Source organism: Noviherbaspirillum saxi (assembly GCF_003591035.1).
Lineage (GTDB): Bacteria > Pseudomonadota > Gammaproteobacteria > Burkholderiales > Burkholderiaceae_D > Noviherbaspirillum > Noviherbaspirillum saxi.
The window spans coordinates 719,004-735,281 of sequence record NZ_QYUO01000003.1 but is presented as its reverse complement, the minus strand read 5'-3'; the positions used below and the strand labels follow the sequence as shown (position 1 = coordinate 735,281).

The window sequence follows — 16,278 nt, the reverse complement described above, 5'->3', positions numbered from 1 at the left end:
CTGATTAAGAAGCGCGAAAATCTGGCCGACATGATGTTCGGATCCATCTTCAAGTCCATCGTCGATGGGGAGTTGAAGGAAGGTGAACGTCTGCCCAGCGAAGAATCCTTGAGCGAAAAATTCAAGGTATCAAGGCCGACCGTACGCGAAGCGCTGGCGCGTTTGAGAGCCGGTGGATTGATCCTTTCCCGTCAAGGATCCGGCAGCTATGTCGGACGTCCTCCCAACCAGCCTATCTTGAAATTCACCGACTTGGATAGCCTTTCCGATATCCAGAGATGCTACGAGTTTCGGTTAGGTATCGAAAGCGGCGCAGCAGAACTGGCGGCGATGATGCGGGACGACAATGACATCGAACAGATAGAAGCTGCCTACGGGGCCCTGGACGATGCGATCAAGCGCGGAACGCTCGGCACGGATGAGGATTTTGCGTTTCACCTTGCGATTGCCGCGGCCTCCAAGAACCATCTGTTTTACTCGGTGCTTCTTTCCATCAAGGACCAGACGCGTTTCAGCATGAGCCTTTCGCGCAATTTATCCCGCGACCGGAGTGTTGCTCGCCAGATGATTGCGCAACAAGAGCATCGGGCAGTTATCGATGCGATTATCCGCCAGGATGCAGTCGGTGCACGCAATGCGATGCATGCACATATCACGCAAGCCTTGAATCGCATCTTCTTTGGGGAAACCTCAGGTCAACAGCCAATCGGGAAGCTTAAAGAGTACTCAGCCTGACCGGCTCCGGATTTCCCTGTCCTCATAAAAAAAGGCCATGCCCTCACCGGCATGGCCTTAACCCTTGGGGGGGAGACATCTGACCTAAAAATTCTTTATTGGACGATTTTGCCAAATACGTGCATGAAGCTCATTGACATACGAGTGCGCATCGCCTGCAAAGCCGATTACTTGGCGCCGTTCTGAATGCGGACGACGAGGTCCTTCAGTGCAGGGTCGGTCACGAAACGGTCGTACACCGGCTTCATCGCCGCCGCAAAGCCCGCCTTGTCCACGTCATTGATCTGTGCACCGCCGCCCGTCACTACCTGGCGCGCCTTGGCTTCACGCTCGTCCCACAGCTTGCGCATGTGCGGTACCGATTCCTTGGCCGCCTTGCGGATCATCTGCTGGTCTTCCTTCGACAAGCCATCCCATACCTTCTTCGAAAAGACCAGCACTTCCGGCGCCATCGAATGCTCGGTGCGGCTGTAATACTTGGCCGCTTCATAGTGACGCGACGATTCGAACGACGGCCAGTTGTTTTCCGCGCCGTCGACCAGGCCAGTCTTCAAGGCCGTATAGACTTCCGCATACGGCATCGGCGTCGCATTCGCACCCAGCGCCTGCATGATCGCTACCCACATCTCCGATTGCTGCACCCGGATCTTCATGCCTTTCATGTCGGCCACGGTATTGATCGGCTTCTTGGTCGTGTAGAACGAGCGCGAGCCGCTGTCATAGAAGGCCAGACCGACGAAGCCTTCCTTTTCCAGCGAGGCCAGGATCTGGTCGCCGATCGGGCCGTCGAGGGTGTCGCGCATATGCTGCGTGGAACGGAACAGGAACGGCAGCGACGGCACCATCATCGCCGGCGAAATCGCATGCAGCACCGCGCTATTGATGCGCACCATGTCCAGTGCGCCGATCTTGACTTGCTCGACCGTATCCTTTTCCGAACCCATCGCGCTGTTGGCGAACACTTTCACACCGAGCCGGCCCTTGGTCTGCTCATTGAGCACCTTGCCCATCTGCGTGACGGCCTGCACCGTCGGATAATCGGTCGGATGCACATCCGACGAACGGAAATCCTTCGCATGGCCGATCAGGGAAATACCAGCGATAAGTGCAGCCAAAAGCGGCTTTGCGAACAATCCTTGTTTCGATTTCATGTACTCGTCTCCGTTAATGGTGTTAATTGTTAATGTCCCAGCCGGTCGTACTGTGTGTCAGTGCTCGCCATCCAACTGCATGGTGTGACGTCATTATATATGTAAGATGTCTGATGTAAAGAAAAGTTTTTCCCGTTGTGTCATCGCGCTTTTCCCTTCGGTAAACGTTAAACTTTTAATTTATTTGGCGATTTATAGAGAAAATAGGCAAATTATCAATTAACCTCCTCTTGAGTATGCCTTGCATTTACCACTTATTTGTATGATGTGTGATATTGATACGCGACGATGGAGACGCCGCGTGCCGGGCGTAATACCAATCCTGTCTCATAAAGTTACAAATGAAATCAATGGATTGTTTCGACTGGCAAGACGCAAGAAGAATCAATAGCTAGCGGGCTAATGTGAACGGGTACAGCGCTGGCAGGCGGCTCGGCGCCCCCGGCTCGGCGCCCCCGGAAAAAGACGCGCTGTCATGTCACGTTATGGGTCGGGACTGGTATAAGCAGCCGTCCTCATTTTTGCCATCATGTGAAGATTGACCAGAATAACAACCGTTTTCCTACATTTCTCAGTAGAAATCATCATAGGTATTGTCATTTTTCTGCATTAATGCGTTCATAACGAGTAGATAAACGTTGGCAGCAAAACATGCAAAAACACAGATTCTCGCAACAAGAAATTCAGGCTGTCTATCGGGCGATTCAGGAACGACGTGATATGCGTCACTTTCTGCCTTTGCCCATCGAACCGGAGCAGCTTGGGCGTTTCGTCAATGCCGCCCACCTCGCACCAAGTGTCGGCTATATGCAGCCATGGAAATTCATCCGCATTACCAATCCTGACTTACGGCAGGCTATTCATCGCCATGTGAATGAAGAGCGGCTGCTTACTGCAGAGGCGTTAGGCAAACGTTCCGACGACTTTATGCGGCTGAAGGTAGAAGGCATCCTTTCATGCGGGGAACTTTTGGTCGTCGGCCTCATGGAAAAGCGCGAGGCTTATGTTTTCGGAAGACGGACGATGCCAGAAATGGATTTGGCATCAGCATCCTGTGCTATTCAAAATTTCTGGTTGGCCGCGAGAGCCGAGGGTATCGGTGTAGGCTGGGTATCGATGTTCGATCCTGGTGTCTTACAGCAAATATGCAAAATGCCAGATGGCAGCAAACCTATTGCCATTCTTTGCGTTGGTCATGTGGAGGAGTTTTATCCTATGCCCATGCTGGAAATCGAAAAATGGGATCAACGCCGACGCGTCGAAACTGTTCTGTTCGACAACTCCTGGGACAACCCCTGTACGGAATCCTCCGTTTTCGGCGCCGTTCCTCCCGGCGAACCATGAACGATACTGTTCATTAGAGCATTTCCGACATCAACGGTGACGAAGTCCCGGAGCGTTCAAACGGCAAGCGTTAACGATGCGGCCGGAGCCGTTAAGTTGTGTGCAATGGCCGTATATCGGCAGCGTCCTGATCGCTTAGCTTGAACACACTGACCAGATTCGCCATGCGCCTGGTTTCATCCTGCAGCGCGTTTGCAGCGGCGCTCGCTTCTTCGACCAGGCCGGCATTCTGCTGCGTCGTTTGATCCATTTCAGCAATTGCACGCCCGATCTGCTGGATTCCTTCATTCTGTTCCTGGCTCGCCACGCTGATTTCCGCCACGATGGTGCCGACGCGCTGCACGCTGGCGACGACCTCGGCTATCGTGGCACCGGCCTGGTCAACAAGGCGGGATCCGGTTGCGACTTTTTCCACGGAATCGTCAATCAAGGTCTTGATTTCGCGAGCGGCGCCAGCGGAACGCTGCGCCAGGCTGCGCACTTCGGCCGCCACGACGGCAAAACCGCGCCCCTGTTCTCCCGCCCTTGCCGCTTCGACGGCGGCGTTCAATGCAAGGATATTGGTTTGAAACGCAATCCCGTCGATGACGCCGATGATGTCGACTATCTTTTTCGCGGAACCGTTGATTGCGCCCATCGTCTCTACTACGCGAGATACCACTTCGCCGCCTTGGCCAGCGATATCGGATGCAGTGGCGGCCAACTGGTTTGCCTGGCTCGCATTCTCCGCGTTTTGCCTGACGGTCGCCGTGAGTTCTTCCATTGATGCCGCAGTCTCTTCCAGCGAACTGGCCTGCTGCTCGGTACGGGATGACAGATCGCCGTTCCCCATGGCGATCTCTGCCGAGGTTTCGGCAATGGCGTCACTGCTGGTGCGCACTGCATCGACAATCTTTTTCAGACTGCCGTTCATGTCGCGTAGCGCGATCATCAGTTGGCCGGTTTCATCCATTGACGCGGGTGAAATCTCGGCACGCAAATCGCCGTCGGCAACACGGCGCGCAATCGTGACAGCTTGCTGCAGCGGTCTCGATACCTGGCGTGCGATGGCAAACGCAAAGACCAGGCCGAGCAGGACCGTTCCGCTCAGCATGGAAGACACCCACACCTGCGACTCCTGATATACCTCGTTACCGGCCTGGCTCGCCGCCACGCTACCCTCTCGGGTGGTCTGGACCAGTTTGTCGATTTCGTCGCGCATTTCGCCATACAGGCGCGTCAGCGAACCGCGATTGAAGATGATTGCTTCATTCTTTTTGTTTTCCGCCGACAGTGAAACGACATTGTCATGCTCCGTCTTGTACTCTTCCCACAGCTTGACGACTTCGGCATAGGTCTCCCGCTCTTTTGCGGTAATGGCCAGTTGCTCATACTGGCCCCGCACGGTCGCCAGCCGTTGCGTCAATTCGCTCATGCGCTTTTCATGGGTGCGCATCTTGACGTCGTCGGCCGCGAGTATGTGCTCAAGCTCTTCGGCACGCAGCTGGGCCATCCCTGCCTTGATTTCAAGCAGATTCTGGATGGCTGGAAGCCAGCGCGATTCCAGATCCAGCGTAGTGTGATTGACCTTTTTTAGCTGCGTTATCGCAAACAGGCTGAGCAACACCGTCAATGCAAGCACCACCAGAAAAGAAGACAGCAACTTGGGAAATATCCTCATGTTTCTGAACCATTCCAGCCGAATGGATTGACGAAGCCGGGCAAATACCCTCGATTTTTGAACTGCATGCATTGTCTCTCTCCCGTTTTCAGACCTGTCGTCTACCCGCGGCACCGCTATCCAAGGCAGTCCGTGGTTTTGTCAGAATGCGTTCTGCGCGCATTTTCAAATATTGGTTTAGCAATCGGCCAGCATCACCGGCCTGGCTTCACGCGCGGAGCGAAGCATCGCTTCAATCAGCACGTGGACACGCAAGGCGTCGCGTCCGCTCGGGACCGGCGCGGATTGCGACCGTACCGCTTGGACGAAGGCGCGAAGCAGCGCGCAATGGCTCTGATGCGAAAACGCCATCGGATCGGCCCCGCCGCCTTGGACCGATGGCGAACCGCAAAGGATTTGTCTGCCGTCGAACAGATTGATCGCGAGCGCATCGCCCTCCAGCGTCGCCGATCCTTTTGTTCCGGCAATGCGTATCTGTTCCGCGTAACCGGGATAACAAGCGGTGCTGGCATGCAGCGTGCCAATAGCGCCATTCTTGAACCTGAGCGAGGCCGCGACCAGATCTTCCGTTTCCATGCGATGTACAGCGCTTGTGGCCGCATAGGCAAACACGCTTTCCACTGTGCCCGCAAAACTGAGCGCCAGGTCGATCGTATGAATCGCTTGCGTGAGCAGCACGCCGCCGCCATCACGCTCCAGCGTGCCGCGTCCCGGCACATCGTAATAACTTTGCGGGCGCCACCACGGAACCTGAATCGAGATCGAAACAATATCGCCCAGTTCGCCTTGCGCAAAAACATCCCGCAGCCGCACGCTCGATTCCCTGAAGCGGTGCTGAAAGACGGCACCCAGCAAGACATTATTGCGCTCGCAGACTTCGACCAGCGCGCGCGCCTTGCTCAGCGATACATCGAGCGGTTTTTCCAGCAGTATGTGCTTGCCGGCCTGCGCTGCCGCGCAGACCAGGTCATGATGCGTGTTCGGCGGCGTCAGGATCATGACGGCGTCGATCGATCTGTCGTTCCATACCGCGTCCGGAGAATCCGATACGGCAAAACCATACTGCTCGCGCACCTTGTTCCTGCTCGCCTCGGAACGGGCAACCACCGTTACGACTTCCAGTTCCGCACCTGACTCCTGCAAACTTTTTGCATGCGGCGCGAATGCCATACCGGCACCAATCACGCCTATACGAAGTTTGCTCATTCTGATAACCCCGCTTTCCAGTATGTCGGTTGTTCTATAGCAGTTAAACGTTTTCTGCGCCACACTTGATTAATTGTATGATGTCCGATGGGAGGGTAAGGAATTTTCGCCTTACTTGTCAATGACTTGTTGCGCATTCATCGGCGCACCCAAGCGCGAACCTCAGAGGATGTCTGTCGCTATCAATGCTCCCCGCTAACTAGAACGGGTTATCGACATCGATGCGAGCGCGTTATAGTGCAAATCGATGAAAAATCGTAGGGTAAGTGTTAGGAAAATCGCCATTTTTCAATAAAAATGAAGCCCTAAAAGGTGATTTTCCTGGCAAGCACCGATAAGTTTCAGCCTATAAAAACAGTAGCCAACTTCCTTTAAACAACACATCAATAAAACTTTTCGTTGTATTTTAAAAAAATGATTTGTATGATGTGTGACATCGAGAGCAAGTTAAAAGCCTGAAGATTTTTCGTGGAGCGTAGAAGAGGCGTCGCCGCAAAAGCTGCAGCCGGTCAGACCCGCGATGACCGATGGATCGACGCGAAAGCAGGCGCCAAAACACAACAGACACACCAGCGTACAAGCCTGTCTCAGGCTTGTCAGGAACTTCCTTTGCCTAAAAATCAGGCAGACGAAAAGAATGCGCGGCGGCTTGCATCAAGGCCGCAGGAAGATCATCGGCATTGAATGGCCTATGAAGAGAGGGAAACCTGGATGCGTGAAGCGGCAAAACATCTCGCTTCCCGTCGAGGGGCCTGGAAGTTTGGCAGGACCAGCGGCTCGCCGCTGATAAAAACTTGAATGAAGCACCTTTAGGAGAAACCATAATGAAAAAGACCTTGCTCGCGCTTGCCGTACTGGGCGCAATTTCCGGCTCTGCAGCCGCTCAAACCAATGTGACCGTCTACGGTTTGATGGACCTCGGCTATGTCCGTGAATCCGGCTCTCCCGCAGTTGGTTCCGTCAACAAGCTCACTAGCGGCATTGCCAACGGCTCCCGCGTCGGCTTCCGAGGCACGGAAGACCTCGGCGGCGGTCTGTCCGCTCTCTTCACCATCGAAAGCGGTTTTCAGGCAGACACCGGCGTCATGGGCCAAGGCGGTCTGTTGTTCGGCCGTCAGGCTTTCGTCGGCCTGCAAGGCGGCTTCGGCAGCGTCAAGCTCGGCCGTCAATACACACCGATCGACGTCACGCTCGGCGCCATCGACCCGTTCGGCAACGGCCTGACCGCCAAGACCGTGAACCTGTTTGCACGCGGCTATGTCAGCCGTTTCGACAACGGTATTCTGTACACCACGCCAAAATTCGGTGGTTTCCAGGCTGACCTCGGCTACGGCTTCGGCGAAGTCGCAGGCAACAACTCCGCCGGCCGCTACCTCGGCGGTTCCGTCAGCTACGCTGCCGGCCCCATCAATGTTCGCCTGGCATATCAAGACACCAACACCCGTCCGACCGCAGCTGGCGTGACACCGGCAGTGCTGGCGGGCTCCGACCAAAATCTGGTCCTCGGCGCCACTTACAACTTCGGCGTTGCAACCCTGCACGCTGCCTACGGCCGTACCGAAGCTGACCGCGGCGTGACAACAACCGCCGAGTTCGACGATGCAATGATCGGCGTTACCGTGCCGGTTGGTGCGGGCCGCTTCCTGGCGAACTACGTGCGCCGCAACGACGATCTCGCCACCAACGATGCAAACTTCTACGGCATCGGCTACATGCACGCACTGTCCAAGCGCACCACCCTGTACACCTCGTTCGGCAAGATGAGCGGCAAGGGCCCGGTATCGCGTACTTACACCGTTGGCAGCTCGATCGAAGGCGGCACCGGCAACAAAGGTTTGGCAATCGGCGTTCGCCACACATTCTGATTTGGACCACACACGACTAGCCGGGTAGAGAACCTGCCCGACGTAGCCCGTCACTCGACCTGTTGAGTGACGCACTGAAACCGTTCCAGCATTCGCGCTGGAACGGTTTTCTTTTTTAGTGACGCAACTATGGCTTCTGGCATCGCGGCAAGGCCTTGCGTGACACGTAGGCAATGCCACACATATCAATGTAGAAATGTAGCACCGTGTCTGGCCCCGGACGCGGTGCAACGCCCGAAACGACGGATGGTCAGCGTGTGCCATCAGAAACGAAAGCGACGATGGCTGGGTCGTTGCGACAAGCAAAGATGGCGAAATGGAGCCTGCCTGAACTGACGACAGTTTTGCCGTCCTACTTCGTCAATGCATCAGGTCACCGGCGCCGGGTTGAACAGTGCCAGAGAGTTATGCAGCTTCCAGTGTTCTGCCCAAGTCTTCTTGCGACCGCTGGCGACATCGAGCATCAGATGGAAGAGTTCCCAGCCGATGTCTTCAATCGTGGCGCCGCCGCTGGCGATGCGGCCTGCGTTCACATCCATCAAGTCATGCCAGCGTCGTGCAAGATCGTCGCGCGTCGCGACCTTGATCACCGGTACGGAAGCCAGGCCGTAAGGCGTGCCGCGCCCGGTCGTGAAAACATGCATATTGATGCCGGACGCCACCTGCAGCGTGCCGCAGATAAAGTCGCTGGCAGGAGTCGCCGCGTACAGCAAACCTTTCTGCCTTGCCTTCTCGCCAGGGGCCAGCACGCCGGAAATCGGGCTGGAACCGGATTTGACGATCGACCCCATCGCCTTTTCCACGATATTGGACAGGCCGCCTTTCTTGTTGCCGGGCGTCGTGTTGGCGCTGCGGTCTACCCCGCCCTTCTTCAGGTAATTGTCGTACCACTCCATCTCGCGGATCATCGCCTGGGCGACTTCGGCATTCACCGCGCGCGAGGTCAACTGGTCAATGCCGTCGCGCACTTCGGTCACCTCGGAAAACATCACCGTCGCACCGGCGCGCACCAGCAAGTCGGTCGCAAAGCCAACCGCAGGATTGGCCGTCACCCCGGAAAACGCGTCGCTGCCGCCGCATTGCACGCCGACCACCAGCTCGGAGGCCGGACACTCGACGCGCTGGCGGCGATTCAGTTTTTCGAGCTGCCTTTCCGCAGTCTTCACGATCGATTGAATCATCGATTCAAAGCCGACGTGCTGGGCATCCTGCAAGACGACAAGATTCGATTCGGTATCCTGAATCGGGATCGCGCCGGCAGGAAAGAGCCGGGCCGGCTGCAATTTTTCACAGCCGAGACTGACCACCACCGGCTCGCCGCCGAAATTGGGATTGGTCGCAATATTGCGCAGCGTGCGAATCGGTATTTCAGCGCCGGGCGCCTCGATCGCGACGCCGCAGCCATAGCTATGCTCGATCCCGATCACATCGTCGACATTCGGATACTTGTGCAGCAGTTGCTCCTTGACCCGCTTTACCGCATAGTCGACAACGCCGGATACGCACTGCACGGTAGTGCTGATCGCAAGAATATTGCGGGTGCCCACGCTGCCATCGGCATTGCGATAGCCCATGAAGGTATAAGCTTCCAGCGGTTCGGCCTTGGCGGGTACGCGGGTCGCAATCGGCAAATCTTCCAGTTCACGTGCCGGCGGCATGCGCACGAGCGATTCTTCGATCCAGCTGCCCTGCGCGATATCGCGTACCGCATAGCCGATCACGACGTCATAGCGCAGGATCGGGGCGCCTTCCTTCAAATCCTTCAAGGCGATCTTGTGCCCTTGCGGAACGCGCTCGCGCAGACTTAATCCACACGGAAAAACCGTTCCGGCGGGCAGTCCGCCATCATTGGCGACAATCGCCACGTTGTCATTTTGATGCATCAAAATATACCGTGGCGCTTGGGATGCCGCGGTAATGCCGGTTTGTTTCAGTTCCATTCACGTTTCCTTTAAGCCGCCGCTGCAAGCGAAAAAATACGGGTCTTCGATATCTGCGCAATAATGACATCTTACATGCAGAGCGGTTGCCTTACAATTTATTCTGTCGCAAGAAACGGCCTGCCGACCCGGCATTACCGTTAGCCAAATAACAATCCATTTCAACAACCGGAGAAAAGATAGTGCTCACATACAAGGTCGCGGTAGTCACCGGAGCAGGTTCCGGCATCGGGAAAAGCGTTGCCACCACGCTTGCGCGAAACGGTTAGGCGCCGCGCAGGAATAACTTGTGCAATTTGGCGGGCGTGGCGGGATGCGCTGCAAGGCGGGAGGAGGAGTCATAGCGAGCTATGGCGACGACGAGCAACGCCGTAGCGCGCCGGGGGCGCCGAGCCCGCTACGGCCAGCAGAATTGTGCAAGTTATTCCTGCGCGGTGCCTTATGCCGTGGTACTGACCGGCCGAAGGCAGGATGTCTTGCAAGCCGTCGCCGGCCAGATCCGGGATGCCCCCACCGCCCCGCTCGTGGTGCCCGCCGATGTCAGCGACCCCGCGTCGGTCAACGCCTTGTTTGCCAGGGTCAGGGAAGTCCATGGACGCCTCGACGTACTGTTCAATAACGCGGGCGCATTTTCAACGCATGCGCTGCTGGAAGATCTGCCGTACGAAGCCTGGAAGAACGCGGTGGACGTCAATCTCACCGGCGCCTTTCTTTGCACCCAGGCGGCGTTTCGCATCATGAAGGAACAGCAGCCGCGCGGCGGACGCATCATCAACAATGGCTCCATTTCCGCGCATGCGCCGCGGCCGAACTCGGTCGCGTACACCTCGACCAAGCACGCGGTCACCGGACTGACCAAGTCCACTTCACTGGATGGACGCAAATACGATATCGCCTGCGGACAGATCGATATCGGCAATGTGCTGACCGAACGCACCGAACGCATGAAGAACGGTGTACCGCAGGCAAACGGCACCATCGAACCGGAGCCGACCATGGATCTGCAACATGTCGCCGATGCCGTGCTGTATATGGCCAACCTGCCGCTGGAAGCGAATGTGCAGTTCATGACTGTGATGGCGACCAAGATGCCGTTCGTGGGTCGCGGGTAGGAATTGCTTCGCACGGCCGTGCGCGGGACTGTCGGTAGCGGGCGGCCCACAAGCGATGATATTTTCTCCTGTCTTCAATGCATGAGCGATTACGGAATAAATCGCTTAGCGCATTCGTTTACAGCCGTGTATCCGCACCGTGCACAATGCCCAAGGCAGTTTCCAATAATTCTTTTGCCGCAGGGCTTTCTTCTGTCAATGCGTTGAGATCAAAGTCCGGTAATGGCATCATCGGCAAATCCGCATTCTCTTTGAGCAAATTGGCTTCGCCTTTTTGCTGCTTGTCTCGTTGTTCGGAAAATTGCAACTCTTTCCCAAGTCCCTCAAGATATTTGTTCAGCCACTTCTCAGCCTTGACGATGTCAGATATTCCGACACTCGCAACGAACTTAGGCTTGGTAGCTGCTTCCATTCCATGGAAGGTTTTTCCAACAGCGGGAATATTCGACGCTACCGCCATCTGGCCTTCAATTGCCGAGGCTGGCGCGGCTTCTTTGACAGTGGTGAGGCGAAAAGCGTCCTTTGAGGTGACCGCATCTTCCGCTTTGATGGCTACCGCTAGTACAGCACTATGAATCGCATATTGATCCAGGAATTGCTTGCGCTTTTCCACGGGCTTGTCATAAACGGACTCTGCAAACTGAAGGAAATCACTATTTATTTCAAACAAACCGATCTCTTTTCTTCTGTCGAAATCGTCTCGGCGAATCAGCACACCTGCATGCTGTAGTTTATGCCAAAGCGATGCCGAATACTGATCTTCCCACTCCTGGTAGACAATCCTACCCTGCTCGTTCAGGCACCCGGGCGCATAGGTCTTGGCTGATGATTTGTCGAGTATTTTCCGAATGAGATCGCTGACCGTATCTTTATCGATTTCTTTTAATTGACTAATGTGTTCGATAAAACTCAGAATGGGAATGACATGATCATTTTTACGCGTGAACAGTAATTTATCCTGCTCGGCACCTGAAATTTCAACGGGCATTTGATCTTCTATTTGCAAAAGTTGCATGGCAATGCCCGCATACTCAGAGTCCCAGACGGTTACGGGCGTAGCATTTAGCAATGCAAACGCTATATACAAGGGATCCGACGAGTCATCAAGTTCTATCCGCCGAAGTTCCGGGGTTATACCGAGCACACTTAATTGTTCTATTGCATTTGCATAGCCGAAGTCTGCGAGGTAGGTATGCGGCATTTTCGATGCAGTTTCGGTTACCCAATCACAGGCCCGGTCAAACGCCTGACACTGCTTGTCTTCAGATGCTTCATAGGGCGAATTCTCTTTACGCAGATGGTGCTGCATTGTCTTCAGATCGTTCTTGATTGCCGTTGTGATCAGTGTGTGCGTTGGATTTTTTTTAATATTTTTTATCCGATACATCAACTGGTCGAAAAGCGACGGAGTAGACGGAGTAATATCTTCGCTCATCTTGCTGTCAAATAAGGCTAGCTCATCATTTAATTCCTTAACCAGTTCCTCAGCTAGCCCATCAGTCAGTTCATTAGGTAACTCCTCGGCCAGTGCCGCAGCCATCTCCCCATTGAGCTCTTCATTAAGCGCATCAGTGATCTCCTGATCTAGCCCGGTGGTTAATTGCTCAGCCAACTCCTTAGCCAACTCCTGCGCTCGCTCCAGCGTTCGTTCCTTACCTAGCGCCAGAGCCAGCCTCTTTGGCCTCAAATTAACTTCGGTGTGAAGTCGCTTTGCCAGATATACAGCGAGCCTTCTTTCAACAATTGCGTCGAGTCGATTCTTGTCCGACTTCAATATGTTTGGAATCAACTCCGTACATATAACTTCCACATTGCGTGCCGCAATTAATTTTTTCTGAAGACATTGAAACAATGCGTCGAAGTCATGCGCATCGAGTTCATCAGTCGCGCGCGCATACGCGTGATTTGGAATCGCCTTTCTTTTGATTTCAACCCATCGAATGGCCGGGCCGCACCATTTTCTATACTCCTCGAATTGTGGTGCGCTTCCCATCAACGCACTGAGGACCGCATTAAATGCGGTCGCAATAGGTGTGGGAAGAGGAGCGAACTGCCTGTTGAAATCGGATGTCACCCTGTTGGATATGGCTTTTACTATGCGCTTGCGAGCCTCCGCGTCATCCGGACAAATTTCCCTACATGCGCTGATATGCGCAGTGCTTGCATCCGAATAATTCTTTGCTTCGCGCATCGCATGGATAAAAATGGAAATATGTTCCGATTGAACGGACACACTTTTCTTAAGCTCGGCGGCTGATTCTTTCACCATGATGTCGTGCGGGCCATTGACAACCGTCTTTCTCCAGTTTGGCATTGCCGACGACGCGAAACTTGAAAGATACGACGCAGAGCGTTTGCGGCTGATACCTTGGGAACTGGCATGCATGACGACCGGCTGCGAGTAAGCCCGATTCGGTCCATCAGGGCGGTGAATCATCGTGCCCCGTTCCGGCACATGAGTTATCCGAACACTCTGCGTCATCTCCTGTGAGACCTGCGCCAAGCAAACGAGCGACGAAGTACGGCGTGGTAACACAAATCCATCGCCCGCATAACGAATCACGGCATTAGTACTGGTATTGTTTCTTTCTTCGGTTTGCAATATTGCCGGATTTTGGTTTTCTGAAATCTGCATGATTGTAATTTTTGAGTTTAAGTTGAACCATGAAAAATCCGCGCTGCAAAGCGCCATGGTCATTATCTTTTCCATCGCCACCCGACGCGGAAGCGCCGTCACATCAAGTGCTTCTTCCCCCCCGCCATCGCCGCCATGCTGTCGACCAGCGAATTCAATTCGGAAAATCCCCTGGACGATTCGGGATTCGCATCGATATCGAACAGAATGAAGCCGGCGCCCCACCGGAGCGCGTGCTGCGCATAGCGCTCCAGCTTTTCCAGCAGGACTTCCGCCGTCACCGTGGAAGCACGCATGCGCTCCATCAATAGCAGATGCCCGGTCTCGTTATCCATGGAAAAAAACGGACTTTCCGGAGAAAACATGAAGAGATTGGTCTCCAGTATCCGTTGCAGCACCTCGGCACGGGACTGTCGCGGCGGTCGGCCGAAGTCGCAGAACAGCAAAAGACTGTCCGCGCCTTCTCCCGGAATCAGCGTCACCGTGACGCCGTGGATGACGAGCTGTGCGCCGTGCGTCATTTCTTCCAAATCGGAACCGCCATGAATCCGGGAGATTTCCTGCAAAAGGGAGATGTAATGCTGGGTCATGGTTTCCTTCGTATGAATCGCGTCAACGCGCTTGCCGTTCGCGCATTAAGTTGCTTTTACGAACTGCCGGTTCGTAGCCTGCGGAAAAATATTTATTCATTCGTGGACGCGGGCGCGCTCGGCGGATGCGGTTCCGGATCTTCCGGATCGGTGCCGAGTTCAATCGCTTCATCCTGTGACGCTTTCTGCTCCATCAACTGGTACAGCGCGCGATAAACGGCCGCCACCGCGCGCAACGTAACGCGCGGCACCGGCTTGCCTTCGCGTCCTACGCTGTAGAGGGTGCGCGCCAGCCAGACATAGCGCACGCGCGGGATGCCGTCTTTCTCGGCAATTTTTATCATCGCCAGCGCCTGCTCGTCTTTGCCGCGCGCCAGCACATAGGGCAAGGGCAAGCCGATGTGCTGAAAACCGATCGCCACGGCAAAGTGAGTGGGGTTGGTGACAATGACATCCGCCTTGCGCGTATTCGAGGCATTGTCGCCGAGCGTGATTTCCTTGCTGATCTTTTTGCGGTGCTGCTTGGTGTGCGGGTCGCCGTCCTGATCCTTGTGCTCGCGCTTGATGTCTTCCGTCGACATCATCATTTGCTTCATGAAAGTCTTACGCTTCAACATCCAGTCCAGTGCGACAAGCACCACGATCGCCGCCATGGAGGAGCGCTCGATATAGACAACCACATCCAGCAGGCGGTCGAAGGCGACGTCCAGCGTATGGTCGGCCAGATGCAGCAGCGTATCTAGCGAGGCATAAACGGCGAACCCGGCCGCGCCGCCGATGAAAGTCACTTTCAGCATATTGAGCAACAACTCGAGGAGCCGGTCCATCTGAAACATCTGCATCAGGTTCTGTACCGCGTTCAAGCCTTCATATCTGGGAAGTGCCTTTGGCGAAAACACGAATCCGGTCTGCATGATGTTGGCGGCAACGCCAAGCGTTGCAGCGAAGGCGGCCGCAACCACGCTAATGAGGGCGGCGATGGCAAGCACCGGCATCAGGATTTCGCCCAGCATGCCGGGCGTGGCAGTCGACGCGGTGCCAAGCACGTCAAACGGACGCTGGGTCAGCGTTTCCAGCGCTGGTCGCCATTGATTGCGGGTGGCAAAGATCAGTTCGAGCAAGGCGATGCTGGCGACAAAGCGGACCACCACGGGGCTGTGCACCACCTGCCCTTTTTCGGCGGCATCGCGCAGTTTCTTCGCGGTCGGTTTTTTGGTTTTTTCTGCCATGGCTAGCGTCTTACTATGTTTTCGAACAAGGTCGACTGGGACTCGATCATCCTGCTGAAGTACTGATGCCCATGTTCCAGCAAAATGCCGACATAAAGCAGTAAGACGAAAATGCCGACGATGCTTTTGACCGGCATCGCGGCGAAGTAAACCTGCAACTGAGTGGCGAACAGGCCGACCAGCGCAAAGCAGAAATCGACCAGGATCAGCACCGCCAGAATCGGCACCGCATACAGGAAGGACAGACGGCACAGTTCCGCAAAGCCATCGATCATGCGTTCGATGGACAGACCGCTGAAGTCCGGGATCAATACCAGCACCGGCCACGCCGCATAACTGCCCAGCAGCAGCTGATACAGCGCGGACAATCCCCCGGTCACGGCGAGAAACGCGATCAGCGCCTGCTGCAGGGCACTGCCGATCAAGGACGCATCCTGCTGCGAAAACGGGGTCAGCTGCTGACCGGTGTTGGCGCCGCGCTGGATATCGATGAATGCGCCGACCGAGTCCATTGCCCAGAACGGCGCGGCCAACGCGGTCCCGAGCACCAGGCCAACGAAGGCTTCCTTCAGGATCAGCGCGACGATCATGACCGGGCCGGCAACGCTGAGCGAGGAATGGGCGATGCCGAATGAGACCGGCAAGGTGAAGCCGATGGCGACCGCGATGCGCAGCGTCCGGTTCAAGGTACTGGAGGAAAAGACCGGGATCAGCAGCATGCAGACCAGCATGCGCGGCAGCGCCAGCGCGACGGCCAGCAAGCCATCGCGTATTTCACCGATATGCGCGACGCCGATCATGCAGGCTCCCT

Annotated in this window: 12 protein-coding genes; 4 read left to right on the top strand and 8 right to left on the bottom strand. The window is 55.4% G+C overall.

Going from position 1 to position 16,278, the window contains the following annotated elements; genetic code table 11:
• Positions 1 to 30: 30 nt before the first annotated feature.
• Complete coding sequence (locus D3871_RS26465; protein ID WP_119772815.1) at positions 31 to 735, top strand: FadR/GntR family transcriptional regulator; 705 nt, start codon at positions 31 to 33, stop codon at positions 733 to 735.
• A gap of 167 nt (positions 736 to 902) precedes the next feature.
• Here the strand turns inward: D3871_RS26465 and D3871_RS26460 are convergent, their stop codons facing one another.
• Entirely contained in the window at positions 903 to 1,886 is a 984-nt protein-coding gene (locus D3871_RS26460) for a TRAP transporter substrate-binding protein (protein WP_119772068.1), read from the bottom strand.
• A 651-nt stretch (positions 1,887 to 2,537) separates the two neighbouring features.
• On the opposite strand from D3871_RS26460, the gene bluB reads away from it, so the two are divergent.
• Entirely contained in the window at positions 2,538 to 3,230 is a 693-nt protein-coding gene (gene bluB, locus D3871_RS26455; protein ID WP_119772067.1) for a 5,6-dimethylbenzimidazole synthase, read from the top strand.
• Between the two features lie 91 nt (positions 3,231 to 3,321).
• Here bluB and D3871_RS26450 read toward each other — a convergent pair whose 3' ends face one another.
• Both D3871_RS26450 and D3871_RS26445 read right to left on the bottom strand, forming a co-directional pair.
• Positions 3,322 to 4,890, bottom strand: a complete 1,569-nt coding sequence (locus D3871_RS26450) for a methyl-accepting chemotaxis protein (RefSeq protein ID WP_233575829.1) — start codon at positions 4,888 to 4,890, stop codon at positions 3,322 to 3,324.
• 177 nt (positions 4,891 to 5,067) lie between these two features.
• Positions 5,068 to 6,096 carry a Gfo/Idh/MocA family protein gene (locus tag D3871_RS26445; protein ID WP_119772066.1) on the bottom strand — a complete coding sequence of 343 codons (1,029 nt, stop codon included), beginning with the start codon at positions 6,094 to 6,096 and terminating at the stop codon, positions 5,068 to 5,070.
• Positions 6,097 to 6,920: 824 nt separating this feature from the next.
• Here D3871_RS26445 and D3871_RS26440 point away from each other — a divergent pair.
• Positions 6,921 to 7,961 (top strand): porin, encoded by a 1,041-nt coding sequence (locus D3871_RS26440; RefSeq protein ID WP_119772065.1) that lies wholly within the window; start codon positions 6,921 to 6,923, stop codon positions 7,959 to 7,961.
• Between the two features lie 368 nt (positions 7,962 to 8,329).
• On the opposite strand, the gene garD is transcribed toward D3871_RS26440, so the two are convergent.
• The gene (gene garD / locus D3871_RS26435) at positions 8,330 to 9,901 is read right to left on the bottom strand and encodes a galactarate dehydratase (protein ID WP_119772064.1); all 1,572 of its coding nucleotides are present in this window, start codon (positions 9,899 to 9,901) and stop codon (positions 8,330 to 8,332) included.
• Between the two features lie 350 nt (positions 9,902 to 10,251).
• Here garD and D3871_RS26425 point away from each other — a divergent pair, with 350 nt between their 5' ends.
• Entirely contained in the window at positions 10,252 to 11,013 is a 762-nt protein-coding gene (locus D3871_RS26425) for an SDR family oxidoreductase (RefSeq protein WP_119772063.1), read from the top strand.
• A gap of 118 nt (positions 11,014 to 11,131) precedes the next feature.
• On the opposite strand, the gene D3871_RS26420 is transcribed toward D3871_RS26425, so the two are convergent.
• The 4 genes from D3871_RS26420 to sctT all read right to left on the bottom strand — a co-directional run bounded on the left by D3871_RS26420 (position 11,132) and on the right by sctT (position 16,267).
• Positions 11,132 to 13,711, bottom strand: a complete 2,580-nt coding sequence (locus D3871_RS26420) for a hypothetical protein (RefSeq protein ID WP_119772062.1) — start codon at positions 13,709 to 13,711, stop codon at positions 11,132 to 11,134.
• Between the two features lie 35 nt (positions 13,712 to 13,746).
• The gene (locus tag D3871_RS26415) at positions 13,747 to 14,238 is read right to left on the bottom strand and encodes a CesT family type III secretion system chaperone (RefSeq protein WP_119772061.1); all 492 of its coding nucleotides are present in this window, start codon (positions 14,236 to 14,238) and stop codon (positions 13,747 to 13,749) included.
• Positions 14,239 to 14,330: 92 nt separating this feature from the next.
• A complete protein-coding gene (locus D3871_RS26410; protein ID WP_119772060.1) occupies positions 14,331 to 15,467 on the bottom strand; it encodes an EscU/YscU/HrcU family type III secretion system export apparatus switch protein in 1,137 nt (378 codons plus the stop codon).
• 2 nt (positions 15,468 to 15,469) lie between these two features.
• The gene (sctT, locus tag D3871_RS26405) at positions 15,470 to 16,267 is read right to left on the bottom strand and encodes a type III secretion system export apparatus subunit SctT (protein ID WP_158598075.1); all 798 of its coding nucleotides are present in this window, start codon (positions 16,265 to 16,267) and stop codon (positions 15,470 to 15,472) included.
• Positions 16,268 to 16,278: the final 11 nt, after the last annotated feature.